The sequence below is a fragment of the Moraxella sp. CTOTU46934 genome, from assembly GCF_031979465.1.
GTDB classification, from domain to species: Bacteria; Pseudomonadota; Gammaproteobacteria; order Pseudomonadales; family Moraxellaceae; genus Faucicola; species Faucicola tetraodonis.
Genome location: NZ_DALZEG010000008.1, coordinates 83,680 through 106,566, shown reverse-complemented (window position 1 = coordinate 106,566; position 22,887 = coordinate 83,680). Strand labels below are relative to the sequence as shown.

Here is a 22,887-nt window from a genome sequence, read left to right as displayed (position 1 = left end):
GGTTACATGACCGATAGTAACGGTCATCACTGCCAAAGGACAACAGGAGCAATTATGGTAGCCATTACCTTACCAAACGGCGATATTAAACAATTTGATGGACAAACGTCAGTCATGGAAGTGGCGCAAAGCATCGGCGCAGGGCTTGCCAAAGCCACCGTTGCAGGACGTGTCAACGGTAAATTAGTTGATGCGTGTGACCCGATTACTGAAGACGCCAGCGTTCAAATCATCACGCCAAAAGACGAGGAAGGTGTGGAAATCATTCGCCACTCGACCGCTCACTTACTGGGTCATGCTGTCAAACAGCTGTATCCTGAGGTGAAGATGGTTATCGGTCCTGTGATTGAAGAGGGTTTTTATTACGATATCTACAGCGAGCGCCCGTTTACGCCAGAAGACATGGAAAAAATCGAAGCGCGCATGACGCAATTGATTAACCAAGATTACGATGTCATCAAAAAAATGACACCGCGTGACGAGGTTATCAAAGTATTCCAAGACCGTGGCGAGACTTATAAATTACGTCTTATCGAAGATATGCCGAATGAAACTCAAATGGGTTTATACTATCACCAAGAATACGTCGATATGTGCCGTGGACCACACGTGCCCAACACCCGTTTCCTAAAAGCCTTTAAACTCACCAAAATGAGTGGTGCCTACTGGCGCGGTGATGCCAAAAACGAGCAACTTCAACGTATCTACGGTACCGCTTGGGCAGATAAAAAAGACCTAAAAGCTTATATTCAGCGTATCGAAGAAGCGGAAAAACGCGACCATCGTAAAATAGGTAAGGCGCTTGATTTATTTCACATGCAAGAAGAAGCGCCTGGCATGGTGTTTTGGCATCCCAATGGCTGGACGATGTGGCAAGTGCTTGAGCAGTATATGCGCAAAGTACAAAAAGATAACGGCTATCTTGAAATCAAAACCCCGCAAATCGTCGATAGAAGCCTATGGGAAAAATCAGGTCACTGGGAAAATTATGGCGACATGATGTTCACCACCCATAGTGAAAAACGTGACTATGCGATTAAGCCGATGAACTGCCCGTGTCACGTGCAAGTGTTCAATCAAGGGTTAAAATCTTACCGTGACTTGCCATTGCGTCTTGCTGAGTTTGGCTCATGCCACCGTAATGAGCCGTCAGGTTCGCTCCATGGCATCATGCGGGTGCGTGGCTTTACCCAAGATGACGCCCATATTTTTTGTAGTAATGAGCAAATCAAACAAGAAGCCCAAGACTTTATCAAGCTTACCCTTGATGTGTATAAAGACTTTGGTTTTGATGACGTGCAAATGAAACTCTCGACTCGCCCAGAAAAACGGGTCGGTGCTGACGAACTGTGGGACTTGGCAGAAAAAGACTTAGCGGACGCATTGGATAATGCAGGGCTTGACTGGCAGTATCTGCCAGGTGAAGGCGCATTTTATGGACCTAAAATCGAGTTTAGCCTTAAAGACTGTCTTGGCCGCGTATGGCAATGCGGTACACTGCAGCTTGACTTTAACCTGCCAGAGCGACTAGGTGCGGAGTTTGTCAATGAGCAAGGCGAACGTGAGCGCCCTGTAATGCTACACCGTGCGATTTTGGGGTCATTTGAACGCTTTATCGGTATGCTCATTGAGCATTACGCGGGCTGGATGCCAGTCTGGCTTGCACCGCAGCAAGTTGTGGTGATGAATATTACCGACAACCAAGCGCTAGCCTGTCAAAAGGTCGCCGAACAATTGAATCAAGCCGGACTTCGTGTGATCACCGATTTGCGTAATGAGAAAATTGGCTTTAAAATTAGAGAACGCACCCTTGAACGTATTCCTTATATGATTGTCATGGGTGATAAAGAAGTAGAAAGCAACCAAGTTAACGTCCGTACTCGCGAAGGTGACAACCTTGGCGTGATGAGTATCGATGCCTTTATCGACTTGGTTAATCAAGCGACCGCCCAAAAAGGGCGTGTCAAATCAAAAACAGCGTAGGAGTAAGTATTATTAAGAGTTCAAACCGATTAGACATCAACGAGGAAATTCGTGCCAAAGAGGTACGCTTAGTCAAAGAAGACGGCGAACAAGTTGGTGTTGTGGATATAAAAACGGCTTTGCAGGCCGCCCGTGATGCTGAGTTGGATTTGGTCGAGATAGTACCAGACGCTCAGCCTCCTGTTGCCAAAGTGATGGACTACAGAAAATATCTGTACGACCAAAAACAAAAAGCCAAAGAAGCCAAAAAGAACCAAAAACAAACGCAGCTTAAAGAAATCAAATTGCGTCCTGGTACGGAAGAAGCCGACTATCAAGTCAAACTTCGTAAAATCCGTGAGTTTTTGGAAGACCAAGACAAAGTCAAAGTCACCATTCGCTTCCGTGGTCGTGAGATGGCTCACCAACAAATTGGCTTGCAGCAGCTTGAAAAAGTCATTGCCGATACAACCGATATTGCCAATGTTGAACAACAACCAAAAGTTGAAGGTCGTCAAATGGGTATGCTACTTGGACCTACCAAGAAAAAATAATCAGCAAACCCTAATCTATAAAAAAAACCACATCAACCTATGTGGTTTTTTTATTGGCGTAATGACGCATTGATAAAATTTTAAGCTTTTAAATCATTGTATTCGGGGTGCTTTTGCAGATAGCTTGCCACGTAAGAGCAGGCTGGGACTACTTTTTTACCTTGTTCACGCGCATAGTCTAACGCATGCTTGGTCAACGCCCCTGCAATGCCGCGCCCGCCAATCGCGTCTGGCACAATGGTATGGTCATATACGATGACATCACCATTATCCACATAGCTGATATAGGCAGTGGTGCCGTCAACGGTGGTTTCAAAGCGTTGTGATTGTTCGTTATGGTGAATCGATAATTGTAAATCCGACATGGTTGTCTCCTTGTATATTCTTTTATTTACTATGCTATCTGTGACTTGGTTATTTGTCGCTTGGTTATCTGCCGTTTGATAGTAGCACAACCACTGTCAATGACTTGTAAAAGTTCTTGCCTATTCGGTATGGGCTTTGCAAATGATTTTTCGCTAGGCTTTTGCCTTGCCCCACCCTGTTAACAATGCGATAATAAGCGGTTAAATCTTACCATTTTCAAATTTTTTGGCGTGGATGATACGCCTTATATTCACTTGCTATTAGCTAACTTAAACAGGAAAAACATGGCTCAATATATTTATACCATGAACAAGGTATCAAAAATTGTTCCACCCAAACGGGAAATCCTAAAAGACATCAGCCTGTCTTTTTTCCCCGGTGCAAAAATCGGTGTGCTGGGTCTCAACGGCGCCGGTAAATCAACCTTGCTTAAAATCATGGCAGGCGTGGACACCGAGTATAACGGTGAAGCGCGTGCGCAAGCGGGTATCAAGATTGGCTACCTTGCCCAAGAACCGCAGTTAGACCCTGCCAAAGATGTGCGTGGCAACGTGGAAGACGGTGTGCGTGAAGCCCTAGACGCATTGGCGCGCCTTGATGAAATTTACGGTGAATATGCGCTACCCGATGCCGACTTTGACAAACTTGCCGCCGAACAAGGCAAAATGGAAGACATCATCCAAGCATGGGATGCTCATAACCTCAACAACCAGTTAGAAAAAGCCGCCGATGCGCTGCGCCTACCCGCGTGGGATGCTGACGTGAGCAAATTATCGGGTGGTGAAAAACGCCGTGTCGCCTTATGCCGTCTATTACTATCAAAGCCTGATATGCTGCTCCTTGACGAACCTACCAACCACTTGGACGCTGAATCAGTCGCTTGGCTTGAGCATTTCTTAAAAGACTATAGCGGCACTATTGTAGCGATTACCCATGACCGCTATTTCCTTGATAATGTGGCAGAGTGGATTTTGGAGCTTGACCGTGGCTATGGCTACCCTTACCAAGGTAACTACACTGAGTGGCTTGAGCAAAAAAATAAACGCCTAGAACAAGAGCAAAAACAAGAAGAAGCCTTTGCCAAAGCGCTCAAACAAGAGCTTGAATGGGTGCGTAAAAACCAAAAAGGTCAGCAAGCCAAGTCCAAATCTCGCTTGCAACGTTTTGAGGAATTAAACTCCAAAGAATTCCAACAGCGTAACGAAACCGCCGAAATCTACATTCCACCAGGACCACGCCTTGGCAACAAAGTGATTGAAGTCAACAATATCTCAAAATCATTTGGTGACCGTTTGCTATACGAAAACCTATCCTTCACTGTGCCACCGATGGCAATTGTGGGGATTATCGGACCCAATGGTGCAGGTAAAACTACCCTATTTAACATGATTACAGGCAAAGACAAGCCAGACACGGGCACAGTTGAAGTCGGTGAATCAGTGAAAGTGGCGTATGTGGGACAGGTACGCGATGAGCTTGACGACAAAAAAACCGTGTGGGAAGAAGTCTCCGACGGTCTTGATATGATTACCGTGGGCGAATACACCACACCTAGCCGTGCCTATATCGGACGCTTTAACTTTAAAGGTCAAGACCAACAAAAACTGGTCGGTAGCCTGTCGGGTGGTGAGCGTAACCGTCTGCAACTTGCCAAAACCTTAAAACAAGGGGCAAACGTGCTGCTACTCGATGAGCCATCAAACGACCTTGATGTTGAGACATTGCGCGCGCTTGAAGATGCGGTGGAAGTGTTCCCTGGTACGGTGATGGTGGTGTCGCATGACCGCTGGTTCTTAGACCGTATTGCCACGCATATTTTGGCGTTTGAGGATGAAGGTCCGATTTGGTTTGATGGTAACTACTCGGAGTTTGAGGCATACCGCAAAAAACAGTTGGGCGCAGATGCCGAGCCAAAACGCATGAAATATAAAAAAATTGCGAAATAGTTAGCGATTTCTGCCTAATAATTTATGCTATATTAACCCTACTCAAGCGATTTGAGTGGGGTTTTTTAACGCTTATCAATATTGGAAAACATGATGAAAATCAAACAATTACAGTTACGAAATTATGGCAGATTTGAGGATTTGACGATTAATTTTGCTCCAACGGATGAACGAGCAAGTAATGTCACGGTGATTGTGGGAAATAATGGAGCGGGTAAATCGCAAATTTTGCAAGCGTTAGCTGTTTCTTTAAGCCGATTTATAGTGGCGTTGGGAAAAAATTTAGTTAAAAACAATGGTCTTGAAATTGATAGGAAATCAATTTTAAATGGTAAAAATGACAGCGAAATTGCTCTGAAAGTTGGTAATTACGCTATTGAAACTTCATGGAAGGTCTATACTGATAAAGATAATAGTATAGGAGCATTTTCATATGACAGGTCATTTTTTGATACTTTTATAGAAAATTATAAAAATAAATCAAATATATCGTTACCATTAATTGTATTTTATCCTGTTGAACGGGCAATTTTAGGTAACAATGAAGCTTTAGTTTTAGAAGTAGATAATAACCCTTTAAGTGGTTATCATAATGCTTTAGAAGGTATAAGTATTCAATTTTCAAATTTCCTACAATGGTTTAGACAACAAGAAGATATTGAAAATGAGATGTTAAGACTTACCGCTAATAATATTGATAAGCAATTATATAAACACTACGAAGCAACTCAAGAGATTGATAAAATTTTTAAAGAGTATGATAACTTAATGTTAAATCTTGGAGAAAATACAGAAAATATAACCGAAATTCAAACTAGATTAGAGAACCTAAAAAAGCAACGTGAGAAATATGAAGTCATTATAAAAGATTCTGAAAAAATTAAAAATATGTCAGAATATGGACAATTACATTTATTAAGCCTTTTATCTACTAAGAAAGCTATTGAATATTTTACTGATTTTAAAAATATTCATATTGAACGTCAAGGCACGCCCACCATGATAGTTGAGAAAGATGGTGAAGAACTAGACGTCAATCAACTTTCCCAAGGTGAAAAATCATTGCTTGCATTAGTTGGCGACATCGCTAGACGTTTAGCGATTCTTAACCCAAGCCTTGACGACCCACTCCAAGGCGAAGGCGTTGTCATGATTGACGAAGTTGATTTGCACCTGCACCCAAAATGGCAACACGACCTTATCGACAAACTTGTTCGCACCTTTCCCAAAGTCCAATTTATTCTAACCACACACTCACCGCATATCGTCAGTGACCGCCAAGATATTTTGGTTTACTCACTTGATAATGGACAACTGCAAACCATTGGCAATGTCTATGGGGAAGATGCCAATACCGTTTTAAACGATGTCTTTCACGTTCCCTATCGCACGCCAGAAATTGATAAAGCTTTTAATGGTATTCGCCGAGCGATTAGCCATAAAGAACTGGAAAGTGCGGAAAGCCAAATCAATAACATAGCGAAAAAGGTATCATCCAGTAATACCGAATTGCTAAAAGTGAGATTGATGCTTGCCCAAGCAAAACTTGCTCAAAATAAAGTGAGTTAAGCAATGCAATTCATTAGTAAAAAACTTTCTATGCCTGTTCAAGTTGAAGATTGGGTCAAAAATGAAAAACCTAACGGTTGGACTTTAGGGAAAGATTATAAAGATGGCTATGAAATACTACGGGAACAATTAAGACCTGAGCAGAAGAATTTATGTTGTTATTGTTGTCAAGCATTGGAAACTCAAGTAACTATTGAGCATGTAAAAAGTAGGAATTTATATCCCGCACTCACTTACGACTATAATAATCTGCTACTTTCTTGTAAAACACCCAAGCAATGCGACAATGCAAAAGGAAATCAAGAATTAGATTTAAACCCCTTGATGATTGAATGTGATATTGAAATTAAAATTAATCTTGCAGGCGAGCTTGAAAGTAAATCTACTAGAGCCGAACAGGCAATTACTATTCTTAATTTAAACAATCCAACGCTATGCAATAAACGCAAAGCTAAAATTGATATGATAAGCTTTACTTTTGACCCAAGCTCAGCGGATATTCCAATTAAAATTATGGACAGGGAAAACCTAGACACGATTTTACAAGCTTTTAGTGATACCGTAGAATATCAAGAATTCCAATATATTCTTAGAAAGTTAGCATAATAAATATTGAAAACCAGCTTAATTAGCTGGTTTCTCTATTTCAAAAAATTTAAGCATTTTCAATTAAAACAATACCCGCACACGAATGGTTTCTGGGATATTTTTGAGTGCTTCAACCGCTTGCGCAGAATCGCCGCTACCCACATCCATCACCAAATAGCCCACATCTTCTTCAGTCATCAGACTTTGGGCAAAGATATTGATATTGGCATCGGCAAAGGATTTGTTAATCTGTGACAACACGCCAGGCACGTTTTGGTGAATATGTAGCAGACGATGCGTGCCTTCTTTTTGCGGCATACTAACATTTGGGAAATTCACTGAGGTTGCGGTATCACCCATATCAGAATAACGCACAAATTTTTCTGCCACTTCAAGACCGATATTGGCTTGGGCTTCTTGGGTTGAGCCACCGATATGCGGTGTCAAAATCACATTGTCAAACGCGCGCAGTGGTGATTCAAATTCTTCATCCGCTGATTTTGGCTCTTTGGGGAACACGTCAATCGCCGCGCCCAAGATATGACCGCTTTGCAGGGCTGCTGCTAGCGCATCAATATCCACACATTTACCACGCGCCGCATTAATAAGATGTGCGCCTGGCTTCATGGCCGCCAATTCTGTAGCGGTAATCATATTACGCGTACTTGGCAAATCTGGTACATGCAAGGTGACCACATCGGCTTTACCAAGCAGTTCTTCTAGGCTTCCCACTTGGGTGGCGTTGCCCAGTGGCAATTTGGTGACCACATCATGATAGATGACTTTCATCCCAAGGCTTTCAGCGAGTACTGATAACTGAGTACCAATAGAGCCATAACCCACGATACCCAAAGTTTTGCCCCGCACTTCATAGCTATCTTTGGCAGATTTATTCCAGCCGCCACGATGTACCACCGCATTTTTTTCAGGGATACCGCGCATCAGCATGATGATTTCGGCAAGGACAAGCTCCGCGACAGAGCGGGTGTTAGAATAAGGGGCGTTAAAGACAGGGATACCCAGCTCACGGGCAGCTTCCAAGTCCACTTGGTTGGTGCCAATACAAAAACAGCCAATGGCGATGAGCTTTTCGGCTTTTTCTAAAATATCGCGGGTCAAATGGGTGCGAGAACGAATGCCGATAAAATGGGCGTCTTTGATTTTCTCGATAAGCTCTTCGGGGTCTAAGGCGGTTTTGATGTTCTCAACATTGTGATAGCCCGCCTCTGACAGCACTTTAAAGGCATTATCATGCAAGCCTTCAAGCATCAAAAAGCGGATTTTGTCTTTCTCAAGTGATAGATTTTGTGCCATAACAACCCCTAGTCAGTATTTTTAGTCAATTATCCTATCACACTTGCTGGGTTTTTTGTGGCGAAATTCCGGCAAAATGGCATGATTTTTTTGTCTTATGGGTAAAAAATTCTTCATCAATCGCCAGCGTTTTTGTCAAAATTTATGCCGTTAGTTATGCTATGATAGAGCCTCAAAAACCTTTTCAATCTGTATAAAAAAATGGGTAAAAGCCACGCCATGACTGCTAATCAGACCGCCATCAATACGCTCATTGAACAACTACGCCAGCAAGGATTTGACGAACACCAAATCAAAACCGATGCGGACAGTTTGGGCTTTTGGGGCAAAGATTGGACCAAGCATTTTGAGCCCAACGCCAGCGCCATTGTCTTCCCAAAATCCACCCAGCAAGTGCAAGCCATCGTCAAGCTATGTAATGAGCTTAACATCGTCATTACCCCAAGCGGTGGACGGACGGGGTTATCCGCAGGTGCCGTTGCCGCCAATGGCGAGGTGGTAATTAGCCTGGATAAAATGCACCAAATATTGGGCTTCTACCCTGCCGACCGTATGGTGGAAGTGGAAGCGGGTATCGTCACCAAAGCGCTGCAAGACTTTGCCCAGCAGCAAGGGTTATACTATCCCGTGGACTTTGCATCAGCCGGTTCAAGCCAGCTTGGCGGCAATATTGGCACCAATGCCGGCGGTATCAAGGTCATCAAATACGGCATGACCCGCAACTGGATTTTGGGTATGACCGTGGTGACAGGTAAAGGCGATATTTTGCACCTCAATAAAGGCATGATAAAAAATGCCACCGGTTATGACTTGCGTCATTTGCTTATCGGTGCAGAAGGTACGCTTGGGATTGTCACCGAAGTGCAAGTCAAGCTAGAGCGCCAGCCCAAAAACCTAACTGTCATGGTGCTTGGCGTGCCAGAGTTTGCCAATATTATGCAAATCTTGTCAGCCTTTCAAAGTAAAATGGATTTGACCGCGTTTGAATTTTTTGATGATGTCGCCGTTGATAAATTACTTGCCACAGGGCATGTGCAAAAACCGTTTGAAACCGATGCGCCATTTTATGCGCTACTCGAATTTGAAGCGCCTTACGAGCCGATTATGGACATGGCGATGCAGATTTTTGAAGACTGTATGAGCGAAGGCTGGGTGCTTGATGGGGTGATGAGCCAATCGATTCACCAAGCCCAAGAGCTATGGAAACTGCGCGAGTATATCTCCGAGACCATCTCGGTATTTACCCCGTACAAAAATGACATCTCCGTGCTCATCAGCCGCGTGCCAGAGTTTATCGCGGATATCGATGCCATTGTTAGCCAAAACTATCCGGATTTTCAAGTGTGCTGGTTTGGGCATATCGGCGATGGTAATTTACACTTAAATATTTTAAAACCAGAAAACCTTAGCAAAGACGAATTTTTTGAAAAATGCCAAGTGGTCAACAAGTATGTGTTTGAAACGGTGCAAAAATACAACGGCTCTATCTCAGCGGAGCATGGCGTGGGCATGACCAAAAAGCCGTATCTTAATTACACCCGTCCTGATGAAGAAATTGATTATTTACGCGCCATCAAGCAAGTCTTTGACCCCAATGGGATTATGAATCGTGGTAAGATTTTCGACTAGATAACATTGATACAAAAAATCGTTACAAAAAAGGGATACAAAAAAAGACCTTTAACTAAGGTCTTTTTTTTGTCGCTAACAAGGTTAGATTTTATTCACATTCAGCGTGTCTGGCATGTTAACAATTGGTTTGAGTAGTTCAATGGCTTCTGCGACAGTATTACAAACGATTAATCGCTGTAAATCTTCTGGTTTCATAAAACCTTGCTCAGCGGTAAACTGTAGATGTTCAATCAATTTGTCATAAAAACCATTGATATTGAGAATAATCATCGGTTTTTCATGTTGATATAGCTGTCGCCAAGTGGCAATTTCCATGATTTCCTCAAGCGTGCCAAGCCCACCTGGCAAGGTGATAAAGGCACTGGCGTACTCTGCCATGATGGCTTTACGGGTATGCATGGTATCGGTCAAATGCAGACGCGTCAGCCCACCATGCGCCACTTCTCGATCCATCATAAACTCAGGAATCACGCCCACGGCAATGCCGTTTTTTTCAATTACACCATCGGCAACCGCGCCCATACAGCCAATCACCGCACCGCCATATACCAGACCTAATCCTGCTTCAACCAATGCCCTACCCAATTCATACGCCGATTGGACATAGACGGGGTCATTGCCTTTGCGAGAGCCGCAATACACAGCGACTAAGGGAACATCAATATCATGAAGTTTGACAATTTGTGCAATATCGCTCATTTCTTTACTAGTAATAATATCTACGGGTGTCATGCTTTTTCCTTTTAATGTGTTGTCATTATAGCTCAATCATCCTACAAATTCGTGAACGCATCCTAGGCGCAGCGTATCTCATTTTGGCTACATTTGGCGCATAGGCATTATAATTGGTGCAGTTGGCGAAAAATAAAGCAATGGCTGTTAAAAAGCCATCAATGAAAGGCTGAATAAAATAGCCTAGATAAGATAGATAGCCTCGATAAGAACAATAGGCTATCAAAAACCATCAAGTAGATATCCTAAGTATGATGGGCATCGGCAGCGATTCCATTGCCACTGGCATAGATATTGGCAAGAAAATATTGGGCTTGCTGTTCATATTCAGACGTTGGGGGCATACCGCATTCCGCGAAATTTAATAGGGTCAAAAGGTTTATATTGCGTCTGTTTATAGCGGCTGATACAACACGCCGACCAACAACACCGTGATATCCTTCGCTGCCGGGGCAATCTGTACCGTATCAAGTGCTATTGATTGAGCATCATACGTGGTTGCCAAGCTGTCGATTTGGCTTTGTAACTGCTGCCCGATGCTGTCTAACTCCTGCTGCAGCTGCTGACGAATCGCATCAAGCTCTGCGACGGTTTGTTTGTTGGCATTGATATCACCCACCGAGTTCATGGCGCGTCTGACGTTATTGATATTGGTCTGTGACAACGCTTTGCGACCCATAAATGCGCCTAAGACCGCAGAGCCAATACTAACCCCTGCATCCAGCCAGCCTTTGCTCGACTCAGCGGCTTGTTGTTGGTATTTTTCATTGGCGGCTTGCAGTTTTTTGACTAGCGCGTCTTGTTTTTTAGCAAAGCTATCACGCAGCTGGGCAATGGCGATATCACGCTGTTCATGCAGCGGTACGATGAGCCGATTGCGGAAGGCTTCTTCGCTCTCTGCCACTTCGCTATACAGCTTTAAACTATCGACATACCACAGGTTTAACACTTGCTGCTGACGGATGGCTTCTTTCACCGCTTTTTCCCAAGTTTTCCATGATGCCTTGTCGAGCGCTTGGGTAGGCAGTTGTTTGAGCACAGCGGGTTGGTGCGGAGCCGATTGTAACTGCTCAAAGGTCAAGTCACTTAAAATCGCTTGATGCCAATCTACCACCAACGGCGGCTCACCAAATGCTGTGGTTAATAATAGCTGCTGCTGACTTTGGGCGCCTGATTTTTTGTCATTAAAAAATACCCGCGCATAGGCAAAGGCAGTAGGCTCATAGAAGGTTTGCCCATCGCCCGCCATGTCTTTGGGGGCATAATACAAGCCCACATCTTTGGGCAAGGCCGGCGGCTGACTCATGGGGCTTGCTAATGGATTGATGGCAGGCGTGGTGGCTTGCGCTTGCGCTGGGTCGGTAGGGGCAGCCGCTTGGCTATTGGCTTTGAGCTGTGCTATGGCCTGTTTGCTAAGCGGTCCTGATAAGTAGTTGAGCGTGAAGCGGGTACTAAAAATCACAGGGCTGGCGTCATGCACATTGTGCAGCAAAAATTGGCGTTTACCGAGTTTATCAAACCACGCATTAAGCGCCGCTTTGTCCAGTCCACTGCTGCCGCTGGCAGAGAGCAAGCCATCCATCACCCGTTCACGGTCTTGGGCAGTCTGTAACCGTCCGATAAACCAAGTACCTGCGTTGGATAAGGCTTTGTAGTCCAAGTCCACTGGGTTTTGGGTCGATAACACAATCCCCAAACCAAATGCACGCGCTTGTTTTAGTAGGGTCAATAGCAATACTTTGGTCGGTGGATTGCCAATCGGCGGTAGATAGCCAAATACTTCATCCATGTACAAAATTGCCCGCAAGGTTGAGGTGCCTTGCTGACGGCGCATCCAGCCCAATAAATTGGTGAGCAACAAGGTGACAAAAAATAAACGCTCATCATCGGATAGATGGGCAATATTGAGCACACTGGTTTGTGCTTTGCCATTTTTATCATAAAACAGTGCGCCAGCATCCAGCGGCATGCCTTTAAGCCAGCTGGCAAAACTCGGTGATGCCAAAAGCCTATTGAGCTTCATCGCCAGTGCGCTACGGTCTTTATCCGCAAATACTTGTGACAGCGGCAGGATGCCGATTTTGTCAAACGCTGGCGTTTGGATTTGGGTAATCAAATCCACCAAGGTTAAAGTTTGGTTATTGTCCCAGGCATTTTTAAGTAGCTGTGCCAAAAACACATGCTCGGGTGCAAGGTTATCCCCATCGACTTTTAATAGCACCAACAGTGCCGACACTGTCGCATCGATATACTCCGCATAGCTTTCGCCATCATTTTTGACACTATCGGGCGGCGGGACAAGATTGCCAAGTAGGGCAATGGGTAAGCCATTCTCGCTACCTGGGGTATAGACACTGACACGATTGGCGGCTTTGAGTGCTTGCACACGCTCCGGGGTTTGAAAACTTTTGCCAAGCCCTTGTTGCCAGTTTTCTGCGGTTTGCTTGGCAAACTCTGCCACACTCATACCCGCTTGACTTGCCATGCCGCTATCAATCCACGGCTCAAAGTCACTGGCTGCCAAATTTGGAAACGTCAATGCCAAATTGCCCAAGTCACCTTTGGGGTCAATCGCAATCACCGGAATATTATCCAGCGCAGCTTCTTCCAGTAAGCTAATCCCCAAACCCGTCTTACCCGAGCCCGTCATCCCAATAATCACCGCATGGGTTGTTAAGTTAGCTGCGTCATATAGGGTTGCTTGACCTTGTGTAGGCTCTGGGTACACGTCTTGACCGAGATAAAATTGACCGATACTATCAGCAATATCATTGGTGAGCGTTGGCATGGAATTCCCTCAAAATTTTTATAAGTAATGATTTATCGCTAACATGACGACTGGTCTAATTGTCTAATTGTCTAATTGTCTAACAAGCTGAGTGGCGGTATGTCGGTTTCATTATATGTAAAATTTTATCGTTTCGCCTAGCAAAATTTGTCGATTCTTTTATCTAGCCTTAACGCAATTTTTTAGCGCCGCAAAGATAATCCTTAATAATTTTTGATACCAAATTTTGAAGTTTACCCGCTTACTGTTTGTTAATAAAAATTTAGCAATAAAAGCTGAGCAATAAAAAAAGCGATGGGTGACATCGCTTTTGGTGGGATTGCATCATCGCACTATGCTAATTAAGTTTAAAACTACTTTATAAAAATCATTTTGTCAGCGATTTCGTTGCCGCTTGGGTCATTGTCTAATTGGTAATATTGACGAAGCAATTGCCCCACATCACCCAATAGCGCAACCAAGCTATCAATGTGTCGATTAGCTTTAATACCTTCGATAGCCTTGTCGCACATCGCTTGCCACATGGTTGGCATCACATGGCTATTGATGCCTCTATCCGCGACAATCTCCAGACGCCGCTCACAGATATTAAGATACACCAACACCCCGGTATTATCCTGCGTATCCCAGACGCGATAATCTCCAAAAACTTCGATCGCTCTGTCTCGGCTGTTTTGTAGCCGTGCGGACGAAATGGGCAAATGATTCTCAATCACTAGCACCACTTCACCGCGATGCCCTTGCTCAGCTTCGGTAATTGCTTGATTTAACTGCTGTTGGGCGCTGGGCGTTAACCAGCGATTGTGCAGGCTAGGTATAAACGCAACTTGACGCCACCATCTAGCCCAACTTGGCACAGTGGAAGTCACTGTCGCCATCGGTGAGGTGTAAGCAATGGTTTCTTCGTTGGCACCATTCGTTGCAGTTATTGGGTCATTTGTGCTCATGAAAATTCCATAAAAAATAATGAAGTATATAGTTGATGATAAGGGGTAAATTCAAAATAATTTTTTCAATAATTTTTTAATAACTAGCCGATTACTGACTACCAGTCACCACCAGCGCCACCGCCGCCAAAGCCGCCACCGCCGCCACTAAATCCGCCACCACCAAATCCACCGCCGCCAAAGCCGCCACCCGGTAAGAAAACAACCCCGCCACCGCCTCTGCCCCCGCGACCACCACCGCCACCACGAAAGAGCAAGAATAAAAAGACAATAAATGCCACAAATATACTGCCCAGTAAGCCTGCGCCAAAGATTGTACCAAGCGTTACAATGCCACCTGCCGTAGCAATCGAACCAAAAAACCGCCCTAATATACTGGTCAAAATCATGCCAGCGACAAAGCCAAAAAAGCCTAGGAAGATAAGCGGTATGCCGCCCTCTTGATTTGACTGGGCATTGCTATTGGTATTGACTCGATTGGTATCGGCTTGCTTTAAAATAGCAGGATCGGTCGTCAAGCGTTCTTCAATGCGATTAATTCCCGCTGTGATGCCCCCGGCATAATCGCCTTGTTTAAATCTTGGGGTTATGTCATCGCTAATAATGCGTTTGGCGACGGCATCAGGAATGGTACCTTCAAGACCATAGCCTGTTAAAATGTACATTTTACGGTCATTGACGGCAACAACCATCAACAGCCCCTGATCGGTGTCTTTTTTGCCCAGTTTCCAACGATCGGCGACCTTCATTGAATAGTCAAAAATATCCTCGCCATTGGTGGTTGGTACAATGACCACGGCTGCTTGCGCCAAGCCGCGGTCATTAAGACTACGCAGTTTGGTTTCAATCGCTTGTTTATCACTGGCAGATAGAATTTTTGCTTCATCAATGACAGGGTTATTGAGGATTAGTTTATCAGCGGCAACAGGGGCTTGGGTTGATTGCTTGGATGTGGTAGTTGTCTGAGCATTGGCGGTAGCTGTTGCCTGATTGTTATTTGTCTGATTGCCAGTTGCTTGGGTGCTACCTGGTATCGGCAGCGCATCATTGCCTAACGTCTCTTTAATTGCATCATTATTGAGTACAGCATCATTGAGCGCTTCATTGGTTTGTGCGGTTTTGGCAATCGCAACCATGTCCTCAACACTATGATCTTGTAATGTGGGCTTAGCGGTAACGGTTGCGGAATTGGCTGTCGCTGTGGCGGTTTCTGCAACGGCAGCCATAGGCATTGCAAGCCCAATGCCCATGGTCAGTGCAGTAAAGGTACTTAATAGCAACCGCTTGGCTAACAAACGAGACGACAATTTTTGCGGCTGTTTATGGGAGCGCTGTAAATTGGGCTGTGTCTGTACAATATTCAATGACACCTGTGTTTCCTTAAAGTAGGCAATTTTTTTATTATGATGTCGTCAATTCAACAACTATTTTAAAAAATTAAAAAATTAGTCTGACAATTGATGCAAATCTTATCTAATGAGCCTGCCACCGACTGATGGCAGACTATTTAAAAAAATCTTCTTAACTCTCAAACTTTAACTATACAGTTAACATTAACAATGGTGAATTAAGGTTTCGCTGTTGCGGTAGCCGAATTATTGACAGGCTGACCACCGGCATTGGCTGTATTCCCATTGTTTTGCACTGGCTGACCGCCCGCATTTGCGGTATTGGTATTGTTATTGCCAAAATCAACGGTTGGTGCAGTGGAGATTTGCGCCTCATTAGCCACGGTAAAATTTGGACGGGTATGCATACCAAACACTTTTGCAGTGACATTGGTTGGGAATTGGCGTACGGTAGTGTTATAAGTTTGAACGTCTTGGATATAACGACCCCGTGCCACGGTAATGCGGTTTTCGGTGCCTTCAAGCTGTGCTTGTAACTCTTGGAATTGTTTGTCCGCTTTTAGGTCGGGATAGCGTTCTGACACTGCCATTAGGCGCGACAATGCACCGCCCAATTGATCTTGCGCTTGTTGATAGCGTTGAAAAGCCGCTGGGTCATTAAGTACATCGGCACTCACATTGATAGTCGTTGCTTGTGAGCGCGCTTGTGTGACTTGGGTTAAGGTCGCTTGTTCGTGCTGGGCATAACGCTCAACGACTTTCACCAAGTTTGGAATCAAGTCAGCACGGCGCTGGTATTGGTTGACTACTTCTGACCATGACGCGTTGATTTGTTCATCTTGCGCTTGCATAGAGTTATAACCACAACCGGTCAGATTGGCAGAACCCACCACCAAGGCTGCGGCCAATAAGGTGTTTTTTACTGTGGTATTGAATGGTTTCATAAGTTTTCCTCAAAGATAAATTAAATAAATCGATATCTAGGTTTTTGAAAATTATGAAGCTATGTGCGGATACTGTAAATTTACGTTTTGTATAGTGCTGTATGGTTTTGTATCAAACCGCAGACTTATTAAAGCCAACTTAGCGGCTTAGAATAGTTAAATATCGAATAGTTAAAAAACGAATAGCTAAAAATTGAATAGTTAAAAATTTGCAATCAGCTTAGCAAAAAAAGACCAGCCAACGCTGATCTTTTTGATTACCTTTATTATCTACCAAAAAATCATTGTTGAGCGGCTTCAATTTGAATGACTAATTTCACCTTTTTACTCACACCCATTTTGACATAACCATCAATCCCCCAATCGGTACGGTCAATCGTGGTTTCAAAATCACCGCCGTACACATATGCCATGAGTAACGGACTTGGATAGCTGTTAAATTTGCTTGCTGTCAACGTAATAGGGCGAGTTTTTTTGAGCAAAGTTAAATTGCCTTTAATTTGGTGTAATTTACCCTTTTTAAAGATAAATTTGGTAGAGGTAAAGTGGGCAGTTGGATATTTATCAGCATTAAAAAAGTCTTTACTTTTTAAGTGTTCATCAAACGCTTTATGACCTGTTTGCAATTTTTCCAACGGAATATCAAGGTCAATTTGTCCTGTTTGATTGTCGGGGTCAAATACCATGTCACCTTCCAATCCATAAAACCCACCATGATTGGTCGAGGTACCAAAATGGTCAATGCTAAATCGCACATTGGTATGCATCGGGTCGAGTTTATAGTTGATTGAATCAGATTTGACGATTTCTTTGCTTACTGCTTTTGCGCCTAAGCTGAAAGTTTTAGCCAAGGCTTTTTTGGTCAAAATGGCAGTGGTTGCCACGCCTGCAAGTTTGGCAAGTGTCCCTAAGTTGTTAGTTTTATCTGTCATGAACTTTCCTTATTATTAGTCGTTAAAAATTGTATTGGTTTGAACATTTTAACTTATCAATTGCATCAAGCTGTGCAAAGAGTGTTGGCAAAGTTCAGTATTTGTGAAAGTATCTATCGTAAAAACGTAAAAAAGCCAATGCGTTAACATTGGCTTTTGGGTAACGCTAAGCAAGCTTATTGTTGTACGGCTTCAACTTGGATGTTGAGTTTAACGTCTTTAGCAAAACCCATTTTGACATAGGTATCCATGCCCCATTTGGTGCGGTCAATGGTAGTCTCAAAATCACCGCCACATACTTGCGCATTTTTCAGCATTGGGCTGTTATAGCAGTTAAATTTAGTGGCTTTTAAGCTAACTGGGTTGGTTTTGCCCAATAGCGTCAAGTTACCGTCAACTTTCGTTACTTTGCCATTTTTGAAATGGAATTTGGTTGATTTAAAATTAGCCGTTGGGTATTTTTCAGCGTTAAAGAATTCAGCTGATTTTAAATGGTTGGTAAAATGTTCGTTACCCGTGTCAAGGTTATTAACAGGAATGTCAACGTTGATGCTGCCTGTATTTTTGGCTGGGTTATAGTTCAAGTCACCCGTTACGCCGTAGAAACCACCTTGGTTGGTCGTTGTACCGAAGTGGTCAATCGCAAAACGTACATTGGCGTGGTTTGGGTCTAGTTTGTAGCTGGTGCTGTTGCTTGGCTTAACTTTTTCTACTTTGGCGGTTTTAGGCGCTTTTGTGACCGCTGCAGGTTGAGCCGCAGTTTCACCAACTTTTTGCGTTTCACCGTTTTGCGAGATAACCAATTCTGCATTGGCAAATTGTGTGGCTAATAACGCTGCGATAGCGGTAGTGACTAAAATTTTGTTATTCATGGGATTTTCCTCGATATATTATAAGAGCTGTGTGGGCTTACAAAACATTGTTAATGAAACTTAACTTAGTCTATGTAGGATTAAGTTATTATAACATATACCTTTCCTTTGTTATCGTGTATTGTTTGTAAATTGTTGCTAGTTTTTGACCGAGCCAAGACTTTCACCGTGACAGCCTTTATTGCCTTAGGCGGGTTAGATTGGGTCATTAAAAAAGGACAGCTTTTGCCATCCTTTTATAAAAAAATCATCTACATTAACTTTTATCTTAAGAATGCCCGAGCATTTCTAAACATCCGCATCCACGCCCCGTCATTCTCCCAAGCTTCAGGCTTCCAGCTGTGGTTATATGCCATCAAATTGCGCTCTGGGTGTGGCATCATCAAGGTCACACGCCCATCGGTACTACAAATCCCTGTCACCCCTTGCGGTGAGCCATTTGGATTGAGCGGATAATGCTCGGTTGGTGTGCCGAGACTGTCCACATAACGCATCACAATTTGCCCATGTGCGCTCATCCCTGCGATATCGGTATGGCTCAACGTTGCAAAGCCTTCGCCATGTGCCACCGCAATCGGTAGAATGCTCTCTTGCATGCCTTTTAACAGCACCGACTTGGTACGTTCAATTTTCACATTCACCGTGCGCGCTTCAAACCGTGCCGATTTATTGGCGATAAAACGGGGGAAATTCTCTGCGCCTGGTATCAAGTCTTTAAGCTGGCTCATCATCTGACAGCCGTTACAAACGCCAAGCGAGAAGGTTTCTGGTCGGTTAAAGAATCGCACAAATTGCATGCGTAGTTCATCATGGAACAGTACCGATTTTGCCCAGCCAGCGCCAGCGCCAAGCACATCGCCATAACTAAAGCCGCCGCAAGCCACTAGCCCATCAAAGTCACGCAAGTTGACACGCCCTTTAAGCAAGTCACTCATATGCACATCGACGGCTTCTAGCCCTGCGCGTTTAAAGCCTGCCGCCATTTCTAGCTGACCATTCACGCCTTGCTCACGCAAAATAGCGACTTTGGGCTGTATGCTGCGGCTATTGATATACGGGGCTTCAATCGCTTGGTTGAGATCATAATTGGCTTGGGCGATTAAGCCTTGATGGGATTTATCACCAATCAAATCAAAGGCCTGTTGTACGCATTCGGGGTTGTCACGGTTTTTGGCGATATGGTAGCCCACTTTGCTCCATTCTTGCTCAAGCTCGCTACGCTCAAAACGTAAATTTTGCGTAGCCGTTTGGATGAGTAAACTGTCTTCATCGGTGCTTTGACCGACTAGGCTTAACAATTCGCTGACGCCTGTGGTTTCGGCTAATTCAAGCAATTGGGCAACCTTATCGGACTTGACTTGAATCACCGCACCGAGTTCCTCAGCAAACAATTGACCGAGTAAATTGTCATCAGATAACACCAATTTCACGCCTTGACGACTGGTGAATTGCATCTCAGTGATGGTGGCAAGCAAACCGCCATCACCAATGTCATGATATGCGGTGATTAAGCCTTGGTTGTTGGCTTGCTGGATAAAGTCAAAAAAGTTGATTAAATCTTGCGGATTATCCAAATCTGGGCAAGTATCACCGAGTTGGCTTAGGGTTTGGGCAAGGATTGAGCCACCCAAGCGGAACTGACCTTTTGATAAGTCTAAACGATAAAAAGCGGTTTCGCCAAGCGCTGAGCTGGTTAGCAATTCTGGGGTTAAGGTCTTGGTGACATCTTGCACAGGGGCAAAGGCAGTGATAATGAGCGACATGGGTGACACCACAGACTTGTTTGCTTGCTCCTCTGACCAATTCGCCCGCATCGACAAGCTGTCTTTACCCACAGGAATGGCAATGCCAAGTGCCGGACAAAGTGCTTCGCCCACGGCATACACCGCATCAAATAACGCTTGGTCTTCTTTGTCTTCACCACAGGCTGCCATCCAGTTCGCCGACAAGGTAATGTCTGATAGCTTGGCGATATTCGCCCCTGCGATATTGGTAATGGCTTCGGCAACAGCAAGGCGCGCAGATGCAGCAGGATTAATCAAGGCAACTGGGGTACGCTCGCCCATACTCATGGCCTCGCCTGTCATCGGATTGCCATCGACAGGGATGAGAGCAGAAGCAGTAACAGCACAGTCCGCCACTGGCACTTGGTAACGTCCAACATATTGGTCACGTACTACCATACCCGTGATGGAACGATCGCCAATGCTAATTAAGAAAGATTTACTGGCAACCGTTGGATGACGCAGGACGTCTTTGACCGCTTCAGCCAAATCGACTTTATCAAGATTTAACGCTGTCAAATCTGGCGTGCTACGGCTAAAGCTACGCTGCATTTTTGGCGTGCCACCGAGTAGCACTTGTAGGGGCATATCGACCGGTTGTTGGTCGCCTTTGGTGTTGAGTAGTGGGTCATTGACTACCAACTCACGCACGTCCGTCGCTTCACCCAAAATCGCATACGGGCAACGCTCGCGCTCACAGATACTATCAAATAGTTCACGGCTTTGTGGACGGATTGCCAACACATAGCGCTCTTGAGCTTCATTTGACCAAATCGCCATTGGCGACATACCATGCTCAAGCGACGGCACTTTACGCAAGTTTAACACCGCCCCAAGTTCGTGGTCATTCACAAGCTCGGGCATGGCGTTTGACAAACCACCTGCCCCCACGTCATGAATCGACACAATCGGATTGTTATCTTCATCTGGCTGGTTTCCTGCCATCGCCCAACAGCGGTCAATGACTTCTTGACAGCGGCGTTCCATCTCGGCATTGTCACGTTGCACTGATGCAAAGTCCAAGCCTTCATCAAGCTCACCACTATCCACCGAACTTGCCGCGCCACCGCCTAAGCCGATTTGCATGGCAGGGCCCCCTAGCACAATCAGCAAATCGCCTTGCTGAATCGAATTTTTTTCGACCAAATTGCGTTTGATATTACCGTAACCACCGGCAATCATAATGGGTTTGTGATAGCCCCGCATTTGGCTGCCATCTTGGTCTTTTGAGGTATCCAATTGAAATGAGCGAAAATAACCGACCAGATTTGGACGACCAAATTCATTGGAAAACGCCGCACTACCAAGCGGCGCTTGGGTCATGATTTCTAATGCGGACGCCATACGCGCTGGCTTGCCGTAGTCAGCCGTGGAGATTTTCCCGCTGTGCTCCCATTTTTCTGGCATATCAGGCAGCTGCAAATGCGACACATGAAATCCTGCCAAGCCTGCTTTGGGTTTACCACCACGACCTGTCGCGCCCTCGTCACGGATTTCCCCGCCAGAACCTGTTGCCGCGCCTGCATACGGTGCAATCGCCGTTGGGTGATTGTGGGTTTCGACTTTCATCAAGATATCAATCGGCTCTTGGTGAAAATCGTATGCTAAATGATTGTTGTCGCTGTTTAGTAGCGGATAAAAACGCTGTCCTTCATGCCCTTTTACCACCGCGGCATTGTCTTTATAGGCGGATAAAATGTCGTTGGGATTTTGCTCGAAGGTATTTTTAATCATGCCAAACAGGGATTTTGGCTGTACTTCGCCATCAATCGTCCATTGCGCATTAAAAATCTTGTGGCGGCAATGCTCCGAGTTGGCTTGGGCAAACATCATGAGCTCAACATCGGTGGGATTGCGTTTGAGTTCATTGACGTAGGCATTCATCAAGTAGTCAATATCTTGGCTCGATAACGCAAACCCAAACTCACGGTTCGCCGACTCTAACGCTTCACGCCCTTTGCCCATCACATCGACATGGTTGAGCGGTGCTGGCTCGTGGTCATCGAATAAGTGCTGAGCCTTTGCCAAGTCATAAAATAGGCTTTGGGTCATGCGGTCGTACAACATCATCTCGATATCATGCGGTAGCTTTTCAGGCAAATTTTCGCCGATGAGCGTATACACCACCAAGCGCTCAACACGCTCAATAGCTATCTCACAATTGTTAAAAATATCCGTCGCTTTACTTGCCCAAGGGCTAATCGTACCAAAACGTGGGCTGACGATGATTTGCAGCGCCTCTTTATTGTCATCTTGGCTTGCTTGATTAAGCGCGATTTCGTCACCGTGATTGAGCAAATCTATCGCTTTTTTATAGTCGTGTTCTGCCAAATCCTTAGAAAAAATATAAACTTGCTGGCTTTTTAAGTGAGTGATTTTGAGATTGGTTTTTTGGCTAAGGGAATTTAGCAGTTTGGTGGTTTGAAAATCGGTTAAAAATGGGTGTCCAGCGATGATAGTCATAGAAAGTTCCGCTTGCTTCGGGAAAAGTTGGGAAAATAACAGAAAATTTGCGGCTATTATAGCATTAAACCCACGGGCGTATCACTTGTCTTGATGGTGATAGACTGTCATTTCACGATGTGTTTTTTCTAAAGTGCCTTTCAAT

At 44.6% G+C, this 22,887-nt stretch carries 16 protein-coding genes; 6 read left to right on the top strand and 10 right to left on the bottom strand.

What is annotated here, in order from left to right; translation table 11 throughout:
• Window positions 1–54: 54 nt before the first annotated feature.
• Both thrS and infC read left to right on the top strand, forming a co-directional pair.
• On the top strand, window positions 55–1,983 hold the full coding sequence (thrS, locus tag RTN07_RS07865; RefSeq protein ID WP_312177193.1) for a threonine--tRNA ligase: 1,929 nt from the start codon (window positions 55–57) through the stop codon (window positions 1,981–1,983).
• A 35-nt stretch (window positions 1,984–2,018) separates the two neighbouring features.
• Window positions 2,019–2,516, top strand: coding sequence for a translation initiation factor IF-3 (gene infC / locus RTN07_RS07860; RefSeq protein WP_312177226.1), 498 nt, complete (start codon window positions 2,019–2,021; stop codon window positions 2,514–2,516).
• A gap of 80 nt (window positions 2,517–2,596) precedes the next feature.
• Here infC and RTN07_RS07855 read toward each other — a convergent pair whose 3' ends face one another.
• Window positions 2,597–2,881 (bottom strand): GNAT family N-acetyltransferase, encoded by a 285-nt coding sequence (locus RTN07_RS07855; RefSeq protein ID WP_312177191.1) that lies wholly within the window; start codon window positions 2,879–2,881, stop codon window positions 2,597–2,599.
• 285 nt (window positions 2,882–3,166) lie between these two features.
• Here RTN07_RS07855 and ettA point away from each other — a divergent pair, with 285 nt between their 5' ends.
• The 3 genes from ettA to RTN07_RS07840 all read left to right on the top strand — a co-directional run bounded on the left by ettA (window position 3,167) and on the right by RTN07_RS07840 (window position 7,003).
• The gene (gene ettA / locus RTN07_RS07850) at window positions 3,167–4,828 is read left to right on the top strand and encodes an energy-dependent translational throttle protein EttA (RefSeq protein WP_007117348.1); all 1,662 of its coding nucleotides are present in this window, start codon (window positions 3,167–3,169) and stop codon (window positions 4,826–4,828) included.
• 93 nt (window positions 4,829–4,921) lie between these two features.
• Window positions 4,922–6,397, top strand: a complete 1,476-nt coding sequence (locus RTN07_RS07845; protein WP_312177188.1) for an AAA family ATPase — start codon at window positions 4,922–4,924, stop codon at window positions 6,395–6,397.
• A gap of 30 nt (window positions 6,398–6,427) precedes the next feature.
• Complete coding sequence (locus RTN07_RS07840; RefSeq protein ID WP_159675732.1) at window positions 6,428–7,003, top strand: retron system putative HNH endonuclease; 576 nt, start codon at window positions 6,428–6,430, stop codon at window positions 7,001–7,003.
• A 63-nt stretch (window positions 7,004–7,066) separates the two neighbouring features.
• Here RTN07_RS07840 and serA read toward each other — a convergent pair whose 3' ends face one another.
• A complete protein-coding gene (serA, locus tag RTN07_RS07835) occupies window positions 7,067–8,299 on the bottom strand; it encodes a phosphoglycerate dehydrogenase (protein WP_050325217.1) in 1,233 nt (410 codons plus the stop codon).
• Between the two features lie 219 nt (window positions 8,300–8,518).
• Here serA and RTN07_RS07830 point away from each other — a divergent pair, with 219 nt between their 5' ends.
• Entirely contained in the window at window positions 8,519–9,928 is a 1,410-nt protein-coding gene (locus tag RTN07_RS07830; protein WP_282850652.1) for an FAD-binding oxidoreductase, read from the top strand.
• An 84-nt stretch (window positions 9,929–10,012) separates the two neighbouring features.
• Here RTN07_RS07830 and RTN07_RS07825 read toward each other — a convergent pair whose 3' ends face one another.
• The 8 genes from RTN07_RS07825 to purL all read right to left on the bottom strand — a co-directional run bounded on the left by RTN07_RS07825 (window position 10,013) and on the right by purL (window position 22,742).
• A complete protein-coding gene (locus RTN07_RS07825) occupies window positions 10,013–10,630 on the bottom strand; it encodes an LOG family protein (protein WP_409455552.1) in 618 nt (205 codons plus the stop codon).
• A gap of 427 nt (window positions 10,631–11,057) precedes the next feature.
• Window positions 11,058–13,451 carry an ATP-binding protein gene (locus tag RTN07_RS07820; protein WP_312177179.1) on the bottom strand — a complete coding sequence of 798 codons (2,394 nt, stop codon included), beginning with the start codon at window positions 13,449–13,451 and terminating at the stop codon, window positions 11,058–11,060.
• A 353-nt stretch (window positions 13,452–13,804) separates the two neighbouring features.
• On the bottom strand, window positions 13,805–14,398 hold the full coding sequence (locus RTN07_RS07815; RefSeq protein WP_312177177.1) for a TPM domain-containing protein: 594 nt from the start codon (window positions 14,396–14,398) through the stop codon (window positions 13,805–13,807).
• 98 nt (window positions 14,399–14,496) lie between these two features.
• Complete coding sequence (locus tag RTN07_RS07810) at window positions 14,497–15,768, bottom strand: TPM domain-containing protein (RefSeq protein WP_312177175.1); 1,272 nt, start codon at window positions 15,766–15,768, stop codon at window positions 14,497–14,499.
• A 197-nt stretch (window positions 15,769–15,965) separates the two neighbouring features.
• Window positions 15,966–16,691, bottom strand: a complete 726-nt coding sequence (locus RTN07_RS07805; RefSeq protein WP_312177173.1) for a LemA family protein — start codon at window positions 16,689–16,691, stop codon at window positions 15,966–15,968.
• A gap of 281 nt (window positions 16,692–16,972) precedes the next feature.
• The gene (locus RTN07_RS07800; RefSeq protein ID WP_312177172.1) at window positions 16,973–17,623 is read right to left on the bottom strand and encodes a YceI family protein; all 651 of its coding nucleotides are present in this window, start codon (window positions 17,621–17,623) and stop codon (window positions 16,973–16,975) included.
• Between the two features lie 176 nt (window positions 17,624–17,799).
• Window positions 17,800–18,495 (bottom strand): YceI family protein, encoded by a 696-nt coding sequence (locus tag RTN07_RS07795; protein ID WP_312177171.1) that lies wholly within the window; start codon window positions 18,493–18,495, stop codon window positions 17,800–17,802.
• A 263-nt stretch (window positions 18,496–18,758) separates the two neighbouring features.
• The gene (purL, locus tag RTN07_RS07790) at window positions 18,759–22,742 is read right to left on the bottom strand and encodes a phosphoribosylformylglycinamidine synthase (RefSeq protein ID WP_312177170.1); all 3,984 of its coding nucleotides are present in this window, start codon (window positions 22,740–22,742) and stop codon (window positions 18,759–18,761) included.
• Window positions 22,743–22,887 lie beyond the last annotated feature (145 nt).